This is a genomic window from Shewanella sp. SM55 (assembly GCF_025654025.1).
GTDB lineage: Bacteria > Pseudomonadota > Gammaproteobacteria > Enterobacterales > Shewanellaceae > Shewanella > Shewanella oncorhynchi.
Genome location: NZ_JAKKRS010000012.1, coordinates 151404 through 170591 on the forward strand (window position 1 = coordinate 151404; position 19188 = coordinate 170591).

23 protein-coding genes and 1 pseudogene are annotated in these 19188 nt (G+C 39.6%); 23 read left to right on the forward strand and 1 reads right to left on the reverse strand.

Annotated features, from left to right (window positions below):
• The gene (locus L5L91_RS15525) at nucleotides 1–1095 is read right to left on the reverse strand and encodes a YopT-type cysteine protease domain-containing protein (protein ID WP_173497859.1); all 1095 of its coding nucleotides are present in this window, start codon (nucleotides 1093–1095) and stop codon (nucleotides 1–3) included.
• Nucleotides 1096–1660: 565 nt separating this feature from the next.
• Between L5L91_RS15525 and L5L91_RS15530 the strand changes: the two genes are divergently transcribed.
• From L5L91_RS15530 to L5L91_RS15640, 23 genes and pseudogenes are all read left to right on the forward strand, one after another.
• The gene (locus L5L91_RS15530; protein WP_014620520.1) at nucleotides 1661–1939 is read left to right on the forward strand and encodes a hypothetical protein; all 279 of its coding nucleotides are present in this window, start codon (nucleotides 1661–1663) and stop codon (nucleotides 1937–1939) included.
• 43 nt (nucleotides 1940–1982) lie between these two features.
• Nucleotides 1983–2678: an EscR/YscR/HrcR family type III secretion system export apparatus protein gene (locus L5L91_RS15535; RefSeq protein ID WP_168826332.1), complete on the forward strand. Its 696-nt coding sequence runs from the start codon at nucleotides 1983–1985 to the stop codon at nucleotides 2676–2678.
• 7 nt (nucleotides 2679–2685) lie between these two features.
• Complete coding sequence (locus L5L91_RS15540; protein ID WP_263237071.1) at nucleotides 2686–3363, forward strand: type III secretion system apparatus protein VscT2; 678 nt, start codon at nucleotides 2686–2688, stop codon at nucleotides 3361–3363.
• Nucleotides 3356–3643 carry a hypothetical protein gene (locus L5L91_RS15545; protein WP_173248293.1) on the forward strand — a complete coding sequence of 96 codons (288 nt, stop codon included), beginning with the start codon at nucleotides 3356–3358 and terminating at the stop codon, nucleotides 3641–3643. Before L5L91_RS15540 ends, L5L91_RS15545 begins: the two co-directional genes overlap by 8 nt.
• Nucleotides 3633–5096 (forward strand): secretin N-terminal domain-containing protein, encoded by a 1464-nt coding sequence (locus L5L91_RS15550; RefSeq protein WP_168826338.1) that lies wholly within the window; start codon nucleotides 3633–3635, stop codon nucleotides 5094–5096. Before L5L91_RS15545 ends, L5L91_RS15550 begins: the two co-directional genes overlap by 11 nt.
• A gap of 2 nt (nucleotides 5097–5098) precedes the next feature.
• Nucleotides 5099–6361, forward strand: a complete 1263-nt coding sequence (gene vscN2, locus L5L91_RS15555; protein ID WP_263162481.1) for a type III secretion system ATPase VscN2 — start codon at nucleotides 5099–5101, stop codon at nucleotides 6359–6361.
• Nucleotides 6315–6710 (forward strand): hypothetical protein, encoded by a 396-nt coding sequence (locus L5L91_RS15560; protein ID WP_173497860.1) that lies wholly within the window; start codon nucleotides 6315–6317, stop codon nucleotides 6708–6710. The genes vscN2 and L5L91_RS15560 overlap by 47 nt, the downstream gene beginning before the upstream one ends.
• 4 nt (nucleotides 6711–6714) lie before the next feature.
• Nucleotides 6715–8367 carry a hypothetical protein gene (locus tag L5L91_RS15565; protein WP_263162477.1) on the forward strand — a complete coding sequence of 551 codons (1653 nt, stop codon included), beginning with the start codon at nucleotides 6715–6717 and terminating at the stop codon, nucleotides 8365–8367.
• A complete protein-coding gene (locus L5L91_RS15570; RefSeq protein ID WP_173248286.1) occupies nucleotides 8354–8587 on the forward strand; it encodes a flagellar biosynthetic protein FliQ in 234 nt (77 codons plus the stop codon). The genes L5L91_RS15565 and L5L91_RS15570 overlap by 14 nt, the downstream gene beginning before the upstream one ends.
• A gap of 40 nt (nucleotides 8588–8627) precedes the next feature.
• On the forward strand, nucleotides 8628–9002 hold the full coding sequence (locus tag L5L91_RS15575) for a hypothetical protein (protein ID WP_173248284.1): 375 nt from the start codon (nucleotides 8628–8630) through the stop codon (nucleotides 9000–9002).
• A gap of 541 nt (nucleotides 9003–9543) precedes the next feature.
• Nucleotides 9544–9822: a type III secretion system inner rod subunit SctI gene (sctI, locus tag L5L91_RS15580; protein WP_263162474.1), complete on the forward strand. Its 279-nt coding sequence runs from the start codon at nucleotides 9544–9546 to the stop codon at nucleotides 9820–9822.
• Nucleotides 9822–10367 carry a type III secretion protein gene (locus L5L91_RS15585; protein WP_173248282.1) on the forward strand — a complete coding sequence of 182 codons (546 nt, stop codon included), beginning with the start codon at nucleotides 9822–9824 and terminating at the stop codon, nucleotides 10365–10367. The genes sctI and L5L91_RS15585 overlap by 1 nt, the downstream gene beginning before the upstream one ends.
• A complete protein-coding gene (locus tag L5L91_RS15590) occupies nucleotides 10354–10845 on the forward strand; it encodes a regulator (RefSeq protein WP_263162472.1) in 492 nt (163 codons plus the stop codon). Before L5L91_RS15585 ends, L5L91_RS15590 begins: the two co-directional genes overlap by 14 nt.
• A gap of 29 nt (nucleotides 10846–10874) precedes the next feature.
• Nucleotides 10875–11363: a tetratricopeptide repeat protein gene (locus L5L91_RS15595; RefSeq protein ID WP_173248278.1), complete on the forward strand. Its 489-nt coding sequence runs from the start codon at nucleotides 10875–10877 to the stop codon at nucleotides 11361–11363.
• 168 nt (nucleotides 11364–11531) lie between these two features.
• Nucleotides 11532–12719 carry a hypothetical protein gene (locus tag L5L91_RS15600; RefSeq protein ID WP_173248276.1) on the forward strand — a complete coding sequence of 396 codons (1188 nt, stop codon included), beginning with the start codon at nucleotides 11532–11534 and terminating at the stop codon, nucleotides 12717–12719.
• 20 nt (nucleotides 12720–12739) lie between these two features.
• On the forward strand, nucleotides 12740–13912 hold the full coding sequence (locus L5L91_RS15605; protein WP_173248274.1) for a hypothetical protein: 1173 nt from the start codon (nucleotides 12740–12742) through the stop codon (nucleotides 13910–13912).
• 156 nt (nucleotides 13913–14068) lie between these two features.
• Nucleotides 14069–15112 carry a VspD gene (locus L5L91_RS15610; RefSeq protein ID WP_173248272.1) on the forward strand — a complete coding sequence of 348 codons (1044 nt, stop codon included), beginning with the start codon at nucleotides 14069–14071 and terminating at the stop codon, nucleotides 15110–15112.
• Nucleotides 15113–15126: 14 nt separating this feature from the next.
• Entirely contained in the window at nucleotides 15127–15933 is an 807-nt protein-coding gene (locus L5L91_RS15615) for a type III secretion system protein (protein WP_173248270.1), read from the forward strand.
• 38 nt (nucleotides 15934–15971) lie between these two features.
• Entirely contained in the window at nucleotides 15972–16478 is a 507-nt protein-coding gene (locus L5L91_RS15620) for a hypothetical protein (RefSeq protein ID WP_028759493.1), read from the forward strand.
• Between the two features lie 7 nt (nucleotides 16479–16485).
• Complete coding sequence (locus L5L91_RS15625) at nucleotides 16486–16905, forward strand: hypothetical protein (protein ID WP_049821674.1); 420 nt, start codon at nucleotides 16486–16488, stop codon at nucleotides 16903–16905.
• Nucleotides 16906–16910: 5 nt separating this feature from the next.
• Nucleotides 16911–17477, forward strand: coding sequence for a hypothetical protein (locus L5L91_RS15630; RefSeq protein ID WP_173497862.1), 567 nt, complete (start codon nucleotides 16911–16913; stop codon nucleotides 17475–17477).
• Nucleotides 17478–17777: a hypothetical protein gene (locus L5L91_RS15635; RefSeq protein ID WP_263200859.1), complete on the forward strand. Its 300-nt coding sequence runs from the start codon at nucleotides 17478–17480 to the stop codon at nucleotides 17775–17777.
• Nucleotides 17778–18057: 280 nt separating this feature from the next.
• A pseudogene (locus L5L91_RS15640) lies at nucleotides 18058–19188 on the forward strand (hypothetical protein); the annotation flags it as partial.

Consider the following 19188-nt stretch of genomic DNA (forward strand, 5'->3'; position numbering starts at 1 on the left):
CTAATTATTTTCTTCAACTGCAGTTAATATTAAGTCTTGATCCAGCTTTAAGTCTGTATATATTCTGGTCGATGAAGTCAGAATAAATGACTTCATTTTTTCTGACGTTGAAAAAGAAAACTCTCCAAGATTAGGATCGAAATATTTGTACTGTTTCGCTTGGTCGTCGATAAATGCTGCGACTTCATGTCCATAACCTTTATTTTTGGGAGAAAGACCCAATAAATGGAAACCTGCCTTTTTTATATTAAGGTTTGTTTCATTTTCCGAGACAGCTAACCCACTAGATTGCAAATATGATGCTACTTCTTTGTTTATTTTTAGGTTAACAACTTCTTCTAAACCCTCTTTTGTGTCCATATCATTAAAAAAGTGAACACCCTGATGTTTGTCAGCACACCATTTTATGGCGAGCGTTGAACATAGCCCATCTTTACCTACTTGAATATTCTTCAGTATGCTCGATTGATCCCAAGTGACATCAAGACATCCACCGAAATAATTGGCAAGCAGTTGTTGATTTTGTGGTAATGAAAAAAGTATCGAGAGAATTTTTTTAGTCGCGTTAGGTTTTAAAGCTTCATCAAGTTGACCACGATTTTCATATTTTTTGAAAATGCCATCAACCACACTATTATCTGAGAAGCTTGCTCTTATGAATTCAAATAATTCTCGATAATTGCTAGGGAGAGTGGTCAGCTTAACCCCTACGAGCTGGAAATCTCTAATGATAGCAGATTGGCCAATCGTTTTATCATTAGTCTTATGAATGATGCTTGCAAGCCGTTTATCTTTATTGAATGCTTTTAATACACTTTTCGTTAATCCTTTAGTACTAAGTGTTGATACTTCATTTTTTATTTCTTCTCGTTTTACATCAAAAATTCGACCATATTTTGCATCACTAATTTTATCCTTCAATATTATAACTTTTTCCCGTTTAACAGGCTTTTTTGTTACTAATAATGTTTTGTCTAACCGAGAAATGTCGACTTTATTAATGCTTTTCACATCTATATTTTCAAGATTACTCAATTCGATCGATGAAACACTTAATCCAAGATTAGATCGTATTGAAATTGGAACAAGAGACATAGACACCTAAAATTTTAATTGCAATATTTATAGTGAATATTAGTATATTTAGTTAGATATAATTGTAAGATTGTTTATGAAATATTAAGGCAAAGGTTACCATGCAAGTCTTATGAGTTTAAATTGTCGATTCAACATATAAATGACTATAAGTCATGCAGCTTGATTTAACTTAAATGTATGGGAAGAGATAATATCTATGCAGAATGTTCGGCGCGGCCTACAGCTTAAAGGTTCAGAAGATACAGGTCATTGTGATTTACGGTAATTTGATTTTTTAAAAAACCATATTAATCAGTGGTTTTTGGCCGTGTTCAACAGACGCGCAAAGCGCCAAGGATAAATTAATACATTAGCTGATTGTGCTTTTAATGAGCTTTTTCCGTGTTTTATCAGAAGTTTTCACTGGCTTGGCCTGGCGCAGATGGCTTATATTTTGCGCATTCTAGAGCTATCTAGAAGTTTGTGCATGTGTGCATGTATGTAAAATTAAGTAGGCATGTTAAGTATAAGTAGGCATGTTAAGCATTAGAAATAAACGTATGAATAACTAGGGATGTATTAAATGGCTCAACAATTATCAACTGGGTATATAAGTGGTGTTTTTGGCGGTTTAGTTAATAATGCCGACGATAAGGTCAGTACATTCATTACCGATCATACTGGAAGTGTTGATAAAGATGGAAAGTTTACACCAGATAAAGATGGTACACTTATTTTGAGTGCATCTGATTCTTTATCGCTACAACAGTTAATGGCAGATCAAAGCATTACCGCTCAAACCTCAACAACTACATTAAAATCAATTAAAGACTCTATTTCTGCAGCGGCAAGAAACATTTAACTTTAATTTTATAATGCATTATGGGCAATAGAGAGTGCTATAGATGTTGCAATTATTGAATCCAGATAATGCATTTTCAGGAGCAAATTTAATTTTGCTCCTGACTCTGATCTTGTTGTCTACCGTCTTTTTTATCTGTTTCTCTGGATATGTTAAATATAATATTGTACTTAACATCATTAAAAATGCGGTGGGTACACAACAAATTCCACCTACAATAGTAGTGAATTTACTTGCGGCATTAATGGCGCTTAATAGTATTTGGCCTGATATAAAACCCGGATTAGAGAGGGTTAAGCCATATTTTATTGAGCAGATTAATGGAGGAATAGACCCTGACGTCTTGCAATCATCCTCCCTATTTGAGGATAAAAAGCCAGAACAAGTGACTATGTATTATCTGGTCAGCAATGTATTTGAGTTTTTCCCTGAACTGTTGGCGAGGGCGCAGCGTAAAACTAATGAACTAACTGGCATTATTGACATTCCACTTAATTTTGACTCAGGGAGTGATACACTAAAATATTTTCTTGGTAATCTGATTTTAGATTTGTATCAAGGTTTCGAGTTTGGCCTAAAGCTATACATGATATTTGTGAGTATTGATTTTTTAATTGCCGTGATTCTCAGTGGTGTAGGTATGACTATGTTATCACCGACGGTAATATCGACACCTGTAAAACTCGCAGTATTTTATTTTTCTGATAGTTGGACTATTTTATTTAGAGCGCTCCAGTGATATGGACATGCTTTTATTTCCTAACTGGCTGTTATTTGCAGGATTATTTTTATTTTTAAAAATTTATAATCCAACACGTCTTTATCTTGATAATTCGACGGCACTTGCTATTGCTATTGGACTTGCAATTGTTATAGATTCTAGTGATTTAGGAAATATTCCAACTCCTTTTTGGGTATTAAGCGTTATTATTTTTGCTATGTTTTCATCTGTACCTTATTGGCTCAGTGGTATGGTTGGCAGTGTTATACAACAGTTATTATTGCTTAACGAACAGTCTGTACAAGATAAACGTTTTACTGATGAGTCTGAAGCGCTATCTAAGATTAGCTCTTTGATGTTTTTGATGTATGCCTTGGACTCTGGTGTGGTTTTTAGACCTTTGCTGGCGGTGATCTCAGAGAATATTGAACAAGGTGCTAATGTTGGTTTTGATACTTTGTATTTTTACATCACTGATAGCTTAACTATGATGGCTATGGTGACTGGTAAATACATGGTTCTGTTGTTGTGTATTACTATTTGTTGTGGCTATGTTGACCTTTTTTTCAAAAAAGCTTCTTTATCTATTAGTATAACAGCAGATATTAAAGCTATCACCATGATTATTATTCTTAACCTATGGCTGTTACAAGATCAGTTTTATGTTTTTAAACAAATAATGAAAAAGGCAGGGTATGAGTAACATTAATTTATTGAATGTCACATTGAATAGTCAGCAAATTAAAACCACTTCAGAAAAGGATGCCCTTCAGTTTGAGTCAGAACTCAAAGCTGCTGGTGAAGTACATTTAAGTGAACAATTTTCCGATAGCCAAGTAAAAGTACACGCTAGTAAGCAAAATGATTATGTTACTGAAGAAGAGTTTACGATGAAAATAGTAGAGCAGGCCATTATTAATCAAAGTATCAGACAAATGAAAGTTAGTCAGGAACGTATGAAGGAGATACTTGATGAAGTCTAGAATCTTACTTATTTTCCTTTTGTTTACGGCATTTACTTGTCAGGCAAAGGTATTTATCAAGCAGTCTGATATCGATTTGAAAGGCGCCTTGGCGGCAATAGCCAAGGATATGCAGCTAAAGTTAGTTGATGATATTGAAGAAAAAAAGGCTAAACAGCCTATTACTCAAACACTCTCTGGTGACGGTCTCGATTTGTTGGACCAGCTTTCTGATGTTTATGATTTTGATTGGTATGTATATGGCGGGACACTAACGGTTCACTCTGGTCAGGCTTATATAAATCATGCATTTAAACCCAGAAATATTACGCCAGCTAGCCTGCTTAAAGAATTAAAGAGTACGTTCAGAGCCAATAATACGACGAAAATTGAACTCGTGGGCAGTGGCAACTCTATCTTTATTTCAGGAACACGTAAGTTTGTTAATGACGTTGTTGTCTACTCTAATATGATTGATAAAAATCAGTTTTTAGAGAATGGTAATAATTTGGAATTGGCACGGATCGAGTTTGATTATATATCTGTTATGGATCGCCAAATTGATTCATATGACGGTAATGTTATTTTTCCTGGTGCGCAGTCTTTAATCTCATCGGCAATTGAGAAAATTGGTCAGTTTGAGAATATTAGCGATGGAGAAATGGTTAAGCGCGCTTATAAACTAAAACTTAACCAAAATGATAAACAACAGCTTGAAGAGGATGAGTTTACCTCTAAAGTCCAGGTATTACCTGGAAGTAATGCATTGCTAGTTCGTGGTACCCCTGAGGAGATCCAGTTAGCTAAGCGTATTGCCACTCTTATTGATGTTAAACGGCAGCAGTTGCTATTTTTCCTTCGGGTTTATGATGTTTCGGTAGAACGAACTGAAGCACTAGGTGTTAATAGTTCATGGTTGAATGGCAGTCGAGGTCTGTACGATATTATCGTTCCACCCTTTACGGATACAGTAGATTTTTTCAAAAATTTTCAAGCTTTGTATACTAATAATATGGCTAGAGGAGTATATGAAACTAATCTCTTAGTCTTAGAGAACCAGCAAGGGCATTTTGGTAAAAAAGAAACGGCTACAGTTGTACTTATATCTGATAAGCAAGTATCAACTCAAAAAATTGAGGCCGAAAATAGTTTGTATGTCACTGGCCGTTTATTGCCATCAGGAAAAGTGCAGGCGAAATTTAGCTATATAGAAGAGTCACTGAGTGATGATAAGACAGAAGGCGGAGCGACTCAGGCGCCTAGAGTTAACTCTCAATCTTTGACATCAGAAGTCTATATTGAACCAGGGCAGACCGTTATTCTTGGAGGATTTGACAATACAGTGACTGATAGTGTCGAGAGTGGTGTCCCTATCCTTTCAAGTATTCCTTGGTTAGGTGAATTATTTAAGAGTAAGAAGGAAACTAAACGTAAATATAAACGTTACGTATCAGTGTCATTTAAGGTTATCTAGTCATGATCAAACATTTTTTTAAGGTTAAAGAATCTTATCAAGATACAGTGATTTGTCATGTCAGTATAAATACTTTTGTGGGGCAGGAGTGCTTCATTATCACAGTCGCTAATGAGCGCATTCGTGGTGAGATAATGAAAATTACTGGTAAAAGAGTAGAAATTAAGTTGCTTCAGCCAGGGGCTATTCAACGGGGAAGTAAAGTTGAAATTACCCCACGGCGCTTCTGTTTCCCGCTGAATGAAACCGCTCTTATTGGTAAGGTCATTAATTGCTATGGCGAGTCATTGTATGGTGAACAATATTTGGCCGGTGAGGGTGATTACTATGATTTACCCATTATCGATAAGCCTATACCGCTTAATATTCGCGCACCAATCGACACTGTCTTTCCAACAAAAATTAAAATTATTGATGGCTTATTCACCATTGGAGTAGGGCAGCGTTTGGGCCTATTTGCCCCCGCAGGTGCTGGCAAAACTACTACGGTTTCGATCATGGCAAATAACATGGATGCCGATGTGGTGATTTTCGCCATGATTGGTGAGCGTGCAAGGGAGGTGGTTGAGTTTTTGGAGGGGGAGATTGGTCCTGCTGTGATTCAAAAATCGATCACTATAGTGTCTACATCCGAAGCAAATCCGTTGGAGAAAGTGAGATCGGGTTTAGTCGCTGTATCTATTGCTCGGCATTACATGGCTCAGGGCAAGAAAGTGGTGCTCTATTTCGATTCATTGACACGTTTTGCACGTGCACAAGCCATGTTAGATGGTACTCCCATCGAGGGCGGAATTCCGATCGGAGTCTCTTTGGCACTGTCACGACTGGTAGAGAATTGTGGTAACTCTATTCATGGCTCTGTGACTGGAATTTTTACGGTATTGATTGAAAAAGAAATTGATGAAGATCCTATTGCACATGAAGTTAAGTCACTGATTGATGGACATTTGGTCTACTCAACGACAATTGCTTCTACTGGCCGTTATCCTGCTATTGATGTACTAAAGAGTAAGAGCCGTCTACAAAATAAAGTTCAGGATCCTCAATATGTAAGTCTTTCTGAAAAGTTCAAAGATATGGTGTATCGCTATTTTAATGTTGAATTGTTAATCCGAGTCGGTGAGTACGAGAAAGGTAACGATTTGGCGACCGACGAAGCGATAGAGCGCTTCCCATATATCATGGAGTTTTTGAAGCAAGGTTACGACGGGGTCGAATATGAAGAAACCCTCCAAGCAATGGATCGAATTTGGTCAACTTATTGATGTAGTTGACATCAGAATTGGCAAGCAACAACGTAAATTAGCCAAACTAAATTTGAAGCATCAAGAGCTATTGGATTCGATAGAGGCCTCATGGGCATTAATCGCCAATGAGCAACAAAAGTTAAAAAGTCTAGTCGTTAAAGACGAATTAAATGGGCTTTCTCGTTTGTTTCAGCGAAGAGAAAGCGTTAAGTCTCATATCGAGTCTTTATTCTTCGATGCGTCTGTGACCCAGCAAAATGCTAATGAATTAGCAGCCGAGATTGCCCTTGTTATCGCTGAAAAGCGAAGGCAAGAAAAACGAAAGGACGCTTTAGCTGAGATCCAAGAACAGTTAAGAGATGAGTGACAAAATGACAAAGATGGATAGACTTGCCCCAGTTGCCCAAATAGCCTGTTTGAGCCCAGTAGAGAGCGAATTTGAACAGCTTTTGAATCTATCAAAACGGCAGGCTTCTTCTCATGATACATCAACATTTGATGGTGAAAAGGAGGCCATTAAAAGCCATGAGGCTGAGCAAGAAGAGGGTTTTATTTGGGGGCATGTTGTACCTGTCACGGCTTATGTACCACTTCGGCAGCATATATTTTCGGCGAGTAAAGCTATCAGAATCCATTCGTCTGATGCAGTTAGTGGCAGTCGGCTTAAACTCGAGACCAGTGAACCATTGGCAAATGTGGCTAATTTGCAGCGGCCTAGACGTGCAATACCAGTAGCGAATCATGTTCAATCTCAGTTAAAAGTGAGCAACACTGATGAGGTTGCGATGAATACCCAGGTGTCATCTTCAACGGTGCCAGTCAGCAAGTCTTTGAACACAGCTCAGTCAACAGTAGGTGCGGATAAGATTACGCTCCCTCTGAGGGCAAAGTCTGAACTTTCTCAGCCATTACTCAAGTCGTCACTAATAAAGCAACCTACTACGGCAATGGGGTTTGAGTCAGTAGCGAATGCTCAAGTGTCAACGACGCTGGTTGGCAAATCCTTGATAGTAGGGCAACCAGTTGTGAATTCAGAACAGGCTACGCGCTCACAGACGCGATTACCTCAATCTATTGCGGCAGTGCCTCAACCGACTCAGTCGTCACCAATTAAGTCGCCACTAATAAGTCAGCCGCCCGCTGTTATCGGACGAGAGTCTGGAGCAAATGCTCAAGTGTCAACGACGCTGGTTGGTAAATCCTTGATAGTAGGGCAACCAGTTGTGAATTCAGAACAGGCTACACGCTCACTGACGACACCACCCCAGTCTATGGCGGCAGTGCTTCAACCCACTCAGTCGTCACCAATTAAGTCGCCACTAATAAGTCAGCCGTCCGCTGTTATCGGACGAGAGTCTGGAGCGAATGCTCAAGTGTCAACGACGCTGGTTGGCAAATCCTTGATAGTAGAGCAACCAGTTGTGAATTCAGAACAGGCTACGCGCTCACTGACGACACCACCCCAGTCTATGGCGGCAGTGCCTCAACCTACTCAGTCGTCACCAATTAAATCACCACCAATAAGTCGGTTGGCGGCTATGGAGGGGGAGTCTGGAGTGAATCTTCAAAAGCAATCAGAATTAACAGTTGCTCACTCTAATGTACCTGTTTTGACTCGAGTACAGCGAGAATCGAATGCTAATAAAGGCTTATCCGCCGGAGAGAAGAAAGAAGACCCGGTTATTAAAGCTTTTGTACCAGTTCATTCAAATTTAGAAGTAAAGGAGGGAGGTCAGCACATAAATAAGGTTTTTATTGAGGAAAAATCTTCAGTTTTAGTAACTCAGATGGAATTACCAAGTCTAGGTTCTAAACTTGTGGCGATTGGAGCTGTGAGTGCAGGCATGACTGTCCAACCTGTATTGTCTTCGTTGATGCTGCATTACCAAATCGCACCCGAGTATTTTACCCAATATGCGCAATTGAACACCTATCGAGTATTTTTTCGCAATAAGTACTACGTATTCCAGTTTGAGGATAACAAAGTGACTAACTTTCTTGAGGATTATTATGACCGTCATTGATGTCACAGCGGCATGCTTAGACATTCTCAAGAGTGCGATTATTATTTTTTCGCTTAGTTTTGTCGTCACGGGAGTTATTGTCGGTCTGTTGCAAACTGTGTTTAGTGTGCAAGATCCAGGCTTACCTATGGCGGCTAAATTAGTTGTATTTATCGTTTTACTTACACAAGTTGGCGGTGGGATTTATGATCAATTCCATCTGCTTTTTGGGCAACTCTAACATTGAATAGTTAAATATTAACTTTTAAACGGAAGGTATTATGAAAAAACTCAGAGAAATTGTTTATAAAACACTCGTAGATGATTTTAATGTGTCACCAAGCTTATTATCTCGCATCGAGGGTGATGATCCTATCGCAATCGAATTGAATGGCGGAGAAGAGATATTTGTTTATATAAATGATAGAACATTGCAAACTTTTATTGAAATCCCCTTGCGTGATCAACGCATGCTTAAAAATAAAGCACCTAAAATAATAGAGAGTCTCATGTCTGATGAAGACGTTTTTTTTAATATAAAGAAAGAGAAATTAACAGTAGTGACAGAGTTTTCCGCAGATATCGCTAATGTAGAACGAGTGTTGGCCGGTAAGCTGAAACTGTTCAATAACATGGTTGCATATATCAAAGTCTAGCCAGTAATTTACATCATTATTCAGGAATGAAATTTCTGCAGTTGATGATTCAAGAGAAATGATTTAGTTAATTTTAATGTTCTTTCATTATTATCTGTTCATCAACTGTCTCCAGTATATCCGACTAAGCTGGCTCCATAATGCACTGAAAAAGTGGCTATTGATTCTAAATCCAATGCAACGCGTGTTCGTCATGTGACTAATGGTGTCATCTATAGCCCTTTTAGCAATCAATTGTCTACCCGATAAAGTATTAAGAATATTTATGTTGTAGGCCATAGCGAAGCTGTTCGACTACAAATGACTTACTTAGAGAAGGAAAGGTGTTGAAGTTTTGGGTAAAGCGTAAAACTGAAGCCGATAAATACTTTCCTAAAGCGCATATATTTGGATATGACGGGTTAGGAGTTTAACTAATAACTCGGGGGCTATTAATTAACTCATTGTATTAAAAAGTTATTTTTAAACTCGTGTTTTTTCACTTTGATTCCAGTTTGTTCATTTGCTTGCTAACGATAGCAGCGGTTAAATATCAAACATTGTGAAGCGTATTGATTTAAAGAGTTGTTTAGAAATGGTAGATCTTAATGTACAAGCGATACAACCTTCTGTATTTGAAGATACCTTTAATAATATTGGTGAAGGTTTTCAAGAGATTATGAATAATTTACAGAAGATAAATGATGGCAAAACGATTACCTTGCAGGATACGTTGGCCTTACAACAATCGGTATTTCATTACAGCATGTATCAGGAAACAGTAACTAAAATTGCTTCGAAGTCTGCCACTGCAATAAATGATGTCATGAAGGCCCAGTGATGAAAAAACTGTACTGGATAGTTTTTCTTGTACTCTTTGGATGTAATGATCAGGGCCGAGTAGAAGTTGCCAATTTTGATTCCGCTGATGCAGCTAATAAAGTGGTTGTTCTGCTGGCCCGATATCAGGTTTCCGCTTCTTTATCTATTAGTAAGGATCGTCATCTTGTCTATGTTGATAAAGATCACTTAGCTCAGGCGAGAGAAGTGTTAACAAAATTCAATTTCTATTTTGAACGAGAAGATCTAAATGATCTGCTTGAGTCAAAATTTGCTAGCTTGAGTAAGTTAGAGATAGTGAAGGGAAACTTGCTTGAGAGCCGCGAAATATATAACAAAATTAGTGTTATTCCCAATGTGCTACGGAGCAGTGTTATCGTCACTGGGGAAAAAAATAAGCGAGTCTCGGTTATTATTTTTAGCTTTGATGAAATCGAACGTGAAAATAAGTTGAATATTGAGCGTTTTTTGAAAGGCTTAGTTTCAGAGTTGGATACATTAACTGTCAGTTATTTTTTTCAGAATACGGGTAATGAAAAAGTATAAAAAACTTCATCAAACATACTTACATTATTTACTGGTCAATCGGCGACTTTCCCCGGATCAATATAGTGTGCTTACATCACTAACCGAGAGTGAGGTACAGGTATGGTTTACACCTAGACGTTCAAAAATTACTGCTTTAGTGAAAGTATTGGGTAGCGTAGTCATATACCAAGCTCGCAAAGGTGACGCGAGTGATCGCTCTTGGCTGCTGAGCAAGCAATATCTCAATCAAAGTCAATATCTCTGGTCAAGTACACTAGGAATTAAACTCGATTCTAATGTGTCAAAAAATATGTGCACCCAAAAACTTGGAGTAGCATTATTGGCTATTCACAATCCACGTCATGCCATCATTTGGGCTTTAAGACTAGGTATATCACTGCCAGAATCCATATTAGCAGTAAAATCTTCAACTAGACTTGATGCCTTTATCTTACAAGTCGCCAAGGATACAGATATCGAACTCAGCGGCGGGTAAAATAACCGTTAAAATTGGATTGAATTTATATGAAAAAAAATACAATACGCCCAGGTGAAACCTGTGATGACTTTTTTGAGCTATTGAGTGGCACAGTCATTGAAAAAGATATTGCAGCTATGCGTAAGTCGCAGAAAATCACAATAACTCAACTAAAATCAATTTATGAATTAGGGGTTAAGTTTTATACTGACTTCCAATTTAAGGAAGCTGAGATTGTTTTTTCTGCCTATGTTGGTTTAAATCCGTATGATCATCGAGGCCCAGGATGTCTAGCTGCCATTTTTTTGGAAAAAGGGCAATTTAAAAAAGCTTTGGAAGTGCTAAACATATTAAAGACTTTCCCGACAAATGATCTAGATGAAACTATTCTCAACATTTCTTTGTGTCATTATAAGTTAAATGAATATACCGAGGCTAGTGTTACCTGGCTTATTGTAAAAGAAGATAATTTAAATGATTTCTATCTGCAACGATATCATTATCTTAAGTCGCAGCTGAGCCCGTATTTACCTTAATTATAGATAGTATTGCAGAGTCAATATGAAACAACCATTTGAATCTAAGTTTTTTCTTGAGATATAAGCCAATTTCATGACTCACACATTTAGCTGTTCTGTGTGAGTGCATTCCCAACCTGTACCATCAAGAGGATACAGGATTCTTAAATTGTAGAGACTCTATAAATGATAGTGAATAATGCACGAGTGTTATCAGATGCGCTAAATTTTGAACAAAAAAGTTCATCTTTGACTGATGCCGATAAAAAAAATCTAAATGATATAGAAAAGTTAGTTAAGTCTGCCTCCCAGCAAGAAGAAAAAACAAATAAAGCTCTGCCATTTACTAAGAGTGAGCCATCTCCATTTCAGACGCTTGCTACTTTTGCTGCCCATCAGAAAGAAGTTGTACGCTCAATGGTTGGCCTGAGCTCTGAAAGCGCGATCGCCTCTGCTTTGGCGGGAAGCATTGAAGCTTATGGTAAACAATTAGCACATATACAAGGTTGGACAACTGGTGGTCTGCCGATGTTCGAAAGTGCAATGAGAGAAATGTTCGAAGGTTTTCTGAAAGATGGTATCACAGGTAATGAAATTGAAGATTTATTTCAGCTAGCCATTATGGATTACATTTCACACTCAGCTGACTTTCCAGATCTCACGCCACAGATGATGGAAGACATGATGCATTTTTTAGAGAGCACGGGTTCTGGTTCACATGGATATCATGAGGGCTGGAATGGACAGAAATTCGCAGATAAAAGTACAGCTATCTTTGACTTTATGTTGAAAAATGCTCCGAAAGACAGCCTGTGTAATGAAGTACTGACATTTTTAAAAGATAAACAAGGCGCACCATCTGCATTAGTCGACCACTTTAAAAATAATTTTGAAAATAAATATTCGTTTATTGGTGATGCTGGATATCCAAGTGATGCAGGTGTCTCGCCTATGTTACGTATGGCACTAATGGCTGCCTATTTAAATAAGTATCCTGACGTAACGCAAGATACGATAAATTTATTTCTCACTGGGTCAGTGGGTGAGTTGAATGACTTTATTAAAAATAATACACCGGGCGGAAGTTATACATCTGCTATGGATTTTCTCTTTAAAAATGATGGTCACGGGGAAGATAGCGGTTGGCGTGAAGTCACTCAAAATGGGCATAAGGTGATTGATTGGGAGGGGGTTGGATTGGATTCCGGTTATTTTAAAGATATGTATACCGACTTTCCACCACGCGAGTTAACCGATGAAGATATTAAAGAAATTAACCGTATCGGCGATCAAGTGAAAATGATCCAGCAGACCCTTAAGTACTGGATTCAGATCTGCCGGGATGAACTCATGGCATTCGCTAGAAATATCTAACAATCAACAGGGAGTTTGCTATGAGTATTAATGGTGTTTCTGGTCTTCAGCCCCAGTGGACATTGCCGTCTACAACCGAAAATGCACCACTTAAAACTATGCAGCCTGTCGCGAATGAATCTAAGTTGGCGATTGCTGACCGTGCGCTCGCCTCACTCGATGTCGAAACGGGGGATGTAACAACGCTATTAATGGTTGCGGCGCAGCAGAAACAAGTGGTGATGGCTATGGCGGGTCAACATTCCGAGGCCGTTATTGCTTCGGCTCTTGCGACGAGTATTGAGGGCTATGGAAGTCAATTAGACATCGTTAATAAGTGGACCAGTGGTGGAAAACCTGCATTCGAGGCCGCCATTATGCAGATGTTTACTGCTATGAAAGAGGGCGGGATTAACGGAATTGAGTACGAGAACATGTTCCAGCTGGTGCTGCTCGATGTGTTGAGTAATAGTAAAGAGTACGGTTTAGAAGACGCTAACTTCTTGAAAGAATTGGGGACTCTACTGGAAAAAACTGGTAGTGGCAGTCATACCAATTGGGATTTTACCCCTGAGCAATTGGGGGCGAAGGTCAATAATGTTTGGAGTACTCTGAATAGTGCGATTCAGGGGGGGAAAATTCCAACGGATAGCATTGCTTACCAAGCTATGTCAGCTATGAGTGGCGGCAATATCTCATCGACGACGCCCACAGAGTTATCGAGTCGCTTTACCTCGTCTGTGTATAACGATCCCAATGCCGGTGGCTGGATCACCAGCGGCCTTAACGATATTAGCCCTATGGCAAGAATTGTGTTGCTGAGCGCGTTAAACGGTGATCAAACAGTATCGGCAGCCGAGGTCGAGACCATTCTCACTGGCAGTAAAGCAGAGGTTGATGGACTACTCACTAAATTAGCCAATATGGATGCGATGGCGTACTTGTTCAGTGCTAAGTGTCCTGGTTGGCAGAATTCGTCGGACACAAATAAGCCTTTACCACCTGGAGTGACTCAGGCCTTCGATTATGACGGAACGATTCAGGCTCAATATTTAACAGATCTTTATAAAAACTTCTCGCCTAGACAGCTTACTGATGAAGATATTAAAGAAATTAACCGTATCGGCGATCAAGTCAAGATGCTGCAGCAGACCCTTAAGTATTGGATTCAGGTCTGCCGTGATGAGCAAATGGCATTCGCAAGGAACATCTAAAGAGTCGTGTTTGTATTAAGTACAAAATAGAAGGGCATGGTAGCACTGGGAACATGCCGCTCGCATCGCGAGAATTTAGATGTGCAAGCTCACTTCAGTAACTCTGATAGTGAGTGCGCATCTATTCCCAGTATCGTCACATGAAAGGAAATAACTATGAGTACATTCATGATTACCGTCGCTGCGCCAAGCATTATTGGTACAGTCGATGAACAGAGCCAGAGTGTTCAGCGCCAAAACACTGCTGCGACAGAATCGGCTAAGCCGAATCAACCCTTACCAGGCAATACGATTGGAGTGTCCGATAGTCAGCTCTGGCGCATGGTGCAAGAGAGTATGAAACTGGCCGCTGAAGCGTTTTCTGGTACCGGTAAAGAAAACTCTGAAGCGAAAAAAACACTGATAGATATTCAAAAAAATACTCAGATCGATGCGCTTAAAGAGCGTATGGCGCAGATTGAAGAACAGAAGCAAGCCCAAAAGAGCCAAGGCATTTGGGGCAAGATTGCTATGGGATTAGGTTTTCTTGCGGCAATTATAATGGCGCCATTCAATCCTGTTATGGCTGCAGTGATGATTGGTTTCATGATTGCTTCGATCGTGTTGCCTAAAATTGTCGATAAGATTATGGAAGCCGCAGGTGTCTCTGAAGAGATCAGGGGCTATGTATCAATGGGATTAGAGATTGCTATTGGCATTATCAGTATGGTGGTCAGTTTCAATCCTGGGAACATGATGGCGACTGCGGGTAAGGCTGTTGCGAGTGGGGCTGCGAAAGTCGCAACTATGGTTGATAAGGCTGTCGACGCAGTTAAAACGTTGAAGTCATTCAGCACTATATCGACAAAAATTCAGGGTATGGTCAACAAAGTTATGAAGTTGATTGAGCCTTTACTCGATAAGATTAAGTCATTTGCAAGTGGTGGTGAAAAGCTGACCTCAAAGATTGCTCAAGCAAGTTCGGTTACTTCAAATGCAACTTCAGTCGTGAGTAGCGGTTACGCGATTAAGTCTGCCGACATTACAAAAGATCTTGAGATTGCTAAAGCAAACCAAGAGGAGTTGGAAACACGTATCCAGCAAATCTTGACCATGCTTAATCAGGCGTTGCGTGCGGTAAGCCATGCTTTTGAATCACTTTTTAAAGTTAATAGTGATCAGCGCGAATACAACGACAAGATTATTTCAATCAATATGTAAGAGGAAGTTAATTTATGAATTTAGTACAAATGAGTGCACTGTCACTACCATCGACAAAATCTGAAGAGACTTCTTCTGTTAATAATCTCAAGCCGATAGATCAAAAAGCATGGGGCAGTTATGAAAACTCATTGAAAGAGGCCAACAAAGGCTCGGTTTCAATGGCTGATTTACTGGCACTTTTAGCACAAATTATTGAGTCGTCTCAACAGGTTCGCGCTCAAGTGATGAAGAATCGCATTGGTGAAGCTGTTGCTACGTCAGAGTTGGCGACTATGCTCGCGCAAGATAAATCTCAAGATGCCAAATTACGCTTCGGTATTACCTTAGCGTCATCTGTGGTTAACATGGGAATGACAACTGCAGCAACTGTTCGAATTGGCCAAACTAAAACGCTGAAGGATAAACACTTATCCAAAATGGGCGACCGAGGGGCTGCGGATACAGGAGGAGTCAAGTTATTAAAAACGACGGATCTTGAGTCTGGTAAAGTCACTAATGTTGATAAGTCTCCTAAAGTCTCAGATCTAACAGCAAAAGAGCTTAATCAATACAGTGCTAATCTTCAGCAGCAGCGTACTGCCAAGTACAACTCTGTCACTCAAATGGGTGGAATGGCTGATGGTATGGTTGGCAATGCAAACGAAATTCAAAATGCTGAACAGGTGAAAGTACAAGAAGAGACTCAAGCGAGCAAAGACTTGAAAGAGAAGTTTGATGCTCAGCTTGATCAATATATTCAAGATCTGACTGCTGAAGCGGTGAAGTTAAATGAGATCCTTGAAGCTGTAGCGAAAGCGAGTTTAGTGACTAACCGATAATACGGAGCAGAGCGAGCCTAAGCTCGCTCTGATTAACTATGCTTCGACCCGTTTCTTTTGCCGTGACACAACGCACCGAAAAAATTTCGGATATTAACCGAACTCAAAAGGCTGGTGACCACCGCCAGCCTCGCCGAGTAAAAGATATAAAGCAAGTCGACAAGCGAACTAAAAAATATCCTCGTCTGTTCCGGGTTAAACGTAAAAATTTAACATTGGATCAGCAAAGGCAATTTGCTCGACAGCTTAATAGCTATCAGCTCAAGGCGTTACGCGATTGGCAAGGTTTCTCTGATAATTTACTTGATGTTAAATCATTAAATGATGCTCAACTTTGGATATTACATGCGGCAGAGCACTGTGAGCACTTATATCCATTAACGTTAAGAAAACAGCTTAAAAAATATATTGCAGATGTTAAGTCTTCCGCAGGGGATATGGATGCTAATAGCAAAACAGTGCAGCAACTTGTCGCTTATGAACATAATTTAGATGGTTTACTGTCATTATTGGCTTTATGTCGCCGTTACTATATTCAAGAGTAAAGTATAAATGCCTACAAATAATCGCCATGTTCGTATCTCGCATTGTCACTTAAAGGGCAAAACACTTGATCCTTATCAGTTATTAAAGGCTAAGTCAGAACGGCTTAGTTGGAATAGATTATCTGATGTGGAGATATATGCCGATAAACAAGCGGTAATCGAATGGTTTGCTATGTTGCGCGATTATTCTGAAACAACAGTTAAAGCGATTGTGGTAGAAGGGATACTAGATAGTCAATTTCATAAAATTACCTTTATTTTAACATTAGTACAAAGTGTTGATTTTGAAGAGGTGACTTCGAAAGATGCTTATCAACAGCTTTATGACTTTGTTTGCAAAACACCTGCTGGAATACGTGATTGGATCGATGATATAGATTTTAAAATGAGTATGGATGTATTAGCACTGTTATCTAGGAATCGGTGAAATATATGAAACAAGAGCGCGTCACTCTCATGCCAAAATATGAGATGAAACCAGCAATGTACCGAGCAGTTAATCAGATTGCTGGGACAACTTTTAATAATCAAGAGATTAGAGTTGATGTGGGGGCTGTATGTCATCGATTTCAGCAGCAGGATTTCATATTACTCAGCTTAAAGCATGTTGGTATCGAGGCTGAACTATATGTTTCTTTATGCGAAGCAGGCAGGTTGCTCGGTTTGGATGTGAACCATCTCGAACAGGATTACTTATCCTATGTAATCACTCAAGTCTTAAGCCAGTATGGATTAGCGTTTAAATCATATCCTGAGATGGATATAGATGAGTTGCCTCTGTTAATGAGTTGCAAACTTATTATAGGAGATTTCAACATATCTGCATTGTTAAAAGTGGATACACTCATTATTGATGCTAACTATTTGAAAACTAGTTTATCTTCATTACCGAAAACGTTAGTTCTGATGGCATCTTGTACTATGTTTAAAACTAGTCTTAGTGTTGAAGAAATATTGTCGTTAACTAATAATGACCTTGTATTGGTTTGTCCAAAGTAAATGAAAACTAGAACGTGTGACTACATTCAACAATTTTTACAGCGCCTCGAAAAAAATGAGGGTGTTATTTTTAGAGATTACCCAGACAATCTATTGCTGCCAGTTTTTCCTTTTTTTCAGTTAATACATCTCGTTAACTTGGAGGCCGTTATTGATCTTATTTTACAATTTGAAATGGCCTCAAAAGGTGTATTTATTCGTGTTGATGGATTTCTTACTCTCACAATAGCTGAGCAAGATTATTCCGAAGATAATGTGAGACGGTTAAGCATTAATTTATTTGAAAAGATGAGATTTTAATATGGCACTTAATCCAGCGTTGACTCGTAGTACTTCTATGCCAGAGTTATCACGTTTAGACTGTGAGGCTCTACCTAGGAATATAGCACGATCTACCTCTTTATTGGACGTTAGAGCTCCAACACTTAGATCTGCGGAACCTCAAATTCCAGAGAGTGTCTCTACTGCCCCTAGTATTTTGGAGACGGAAGAGCCTCATTCTAAAGTTAAGCCTAAAAAGATTAAAGAAAGCACTAAAAAATCAAATAGAGTGAGCACAGAGAAAAAGGCTAAGTTTCATTTGGCTGCGATCGCCGGTGCCGTAACAATCGGTACTGTGTTAGCTCCCTTCACCTTAGGATTTAGTTTATTACCGACGGTATTTGTGGTGATGTATGGTAATGCATCTGCGATAGCTATGTATGGTGGATCCCAATTTGTCGCTGGCGATAAAGAGAAGAAAAAAGCCCCGTTGGAGCCGCCTAAAGTTGATGCCCCCAAAGATTTACCAACTAAGCGCCCTTTTCATTTGCCTTCCCTGGCCGAGCTACCGGAACCTAAGCATACAGAAGATGTGACGGACAAAGACACCGAACGCGGAGATGTTTTTAATAACTGTTTTAACAACGTTAGTAACTTTCATAACAGTTGGTATGTCTTTATTAACTCTTCCAAGGATCCAGACATTAATCTGGTTTCAGAAGATAAAGTTAAGACCCCTAACGAGTCGCATGTTAATAATATCGGCACGCAAACAACTGATGCAACATCGATCGGGCGGGTCACGTTACCCTTTGCTGATGCTGCTGAAGTCACTGTTGTCGAGACGCCAGTTAAGGAGCGTCAAGCGCGATTAAAGACGTTAATATCTGAGTGCCAAGAGCAAGCAGATCCGCAGCTGGTAACCTTATTCAATTTACTTCTAAGCGGGGATGATGCATGTGCTCAAATGGTCGAAATAAAAGGGAAAGATGGTGCTACAGCGTATGCTGTTATTCCTAATAGTGAATCATTGGTTATTGATGAGCACGATCGTGCGACGGGATCCGATTTACCTAGGCTTTTAGCAGGTACAACAACGAAAATCACAACGCCAGTTGCGACGCAAACGGACGATACACCTGCGACAGTGACGGGCAACGGTTCGCCATCGATGACAGATGATGGCACGCAAACCGATTCGCCTACAGCCGTCGCAGAAACACCGACGAATGCGGGGACACCTGCTCGTCCGCCTGTCGCGGCGAAGACCACAAACACGCCAGTAACGTCACAGACGGATGGCGTGCCTACGGAAGACACCCCTGCGACAGAAGTGCCTGAGGCGAATGCTGCGCAAGGATACACCGGCCGTAAATGGGAGGTGAGTAGTTCTACACCAGTAAATCTGAGTCAGGGTGCGCAAACGGGCAGCAATTATACCCAAGGACCT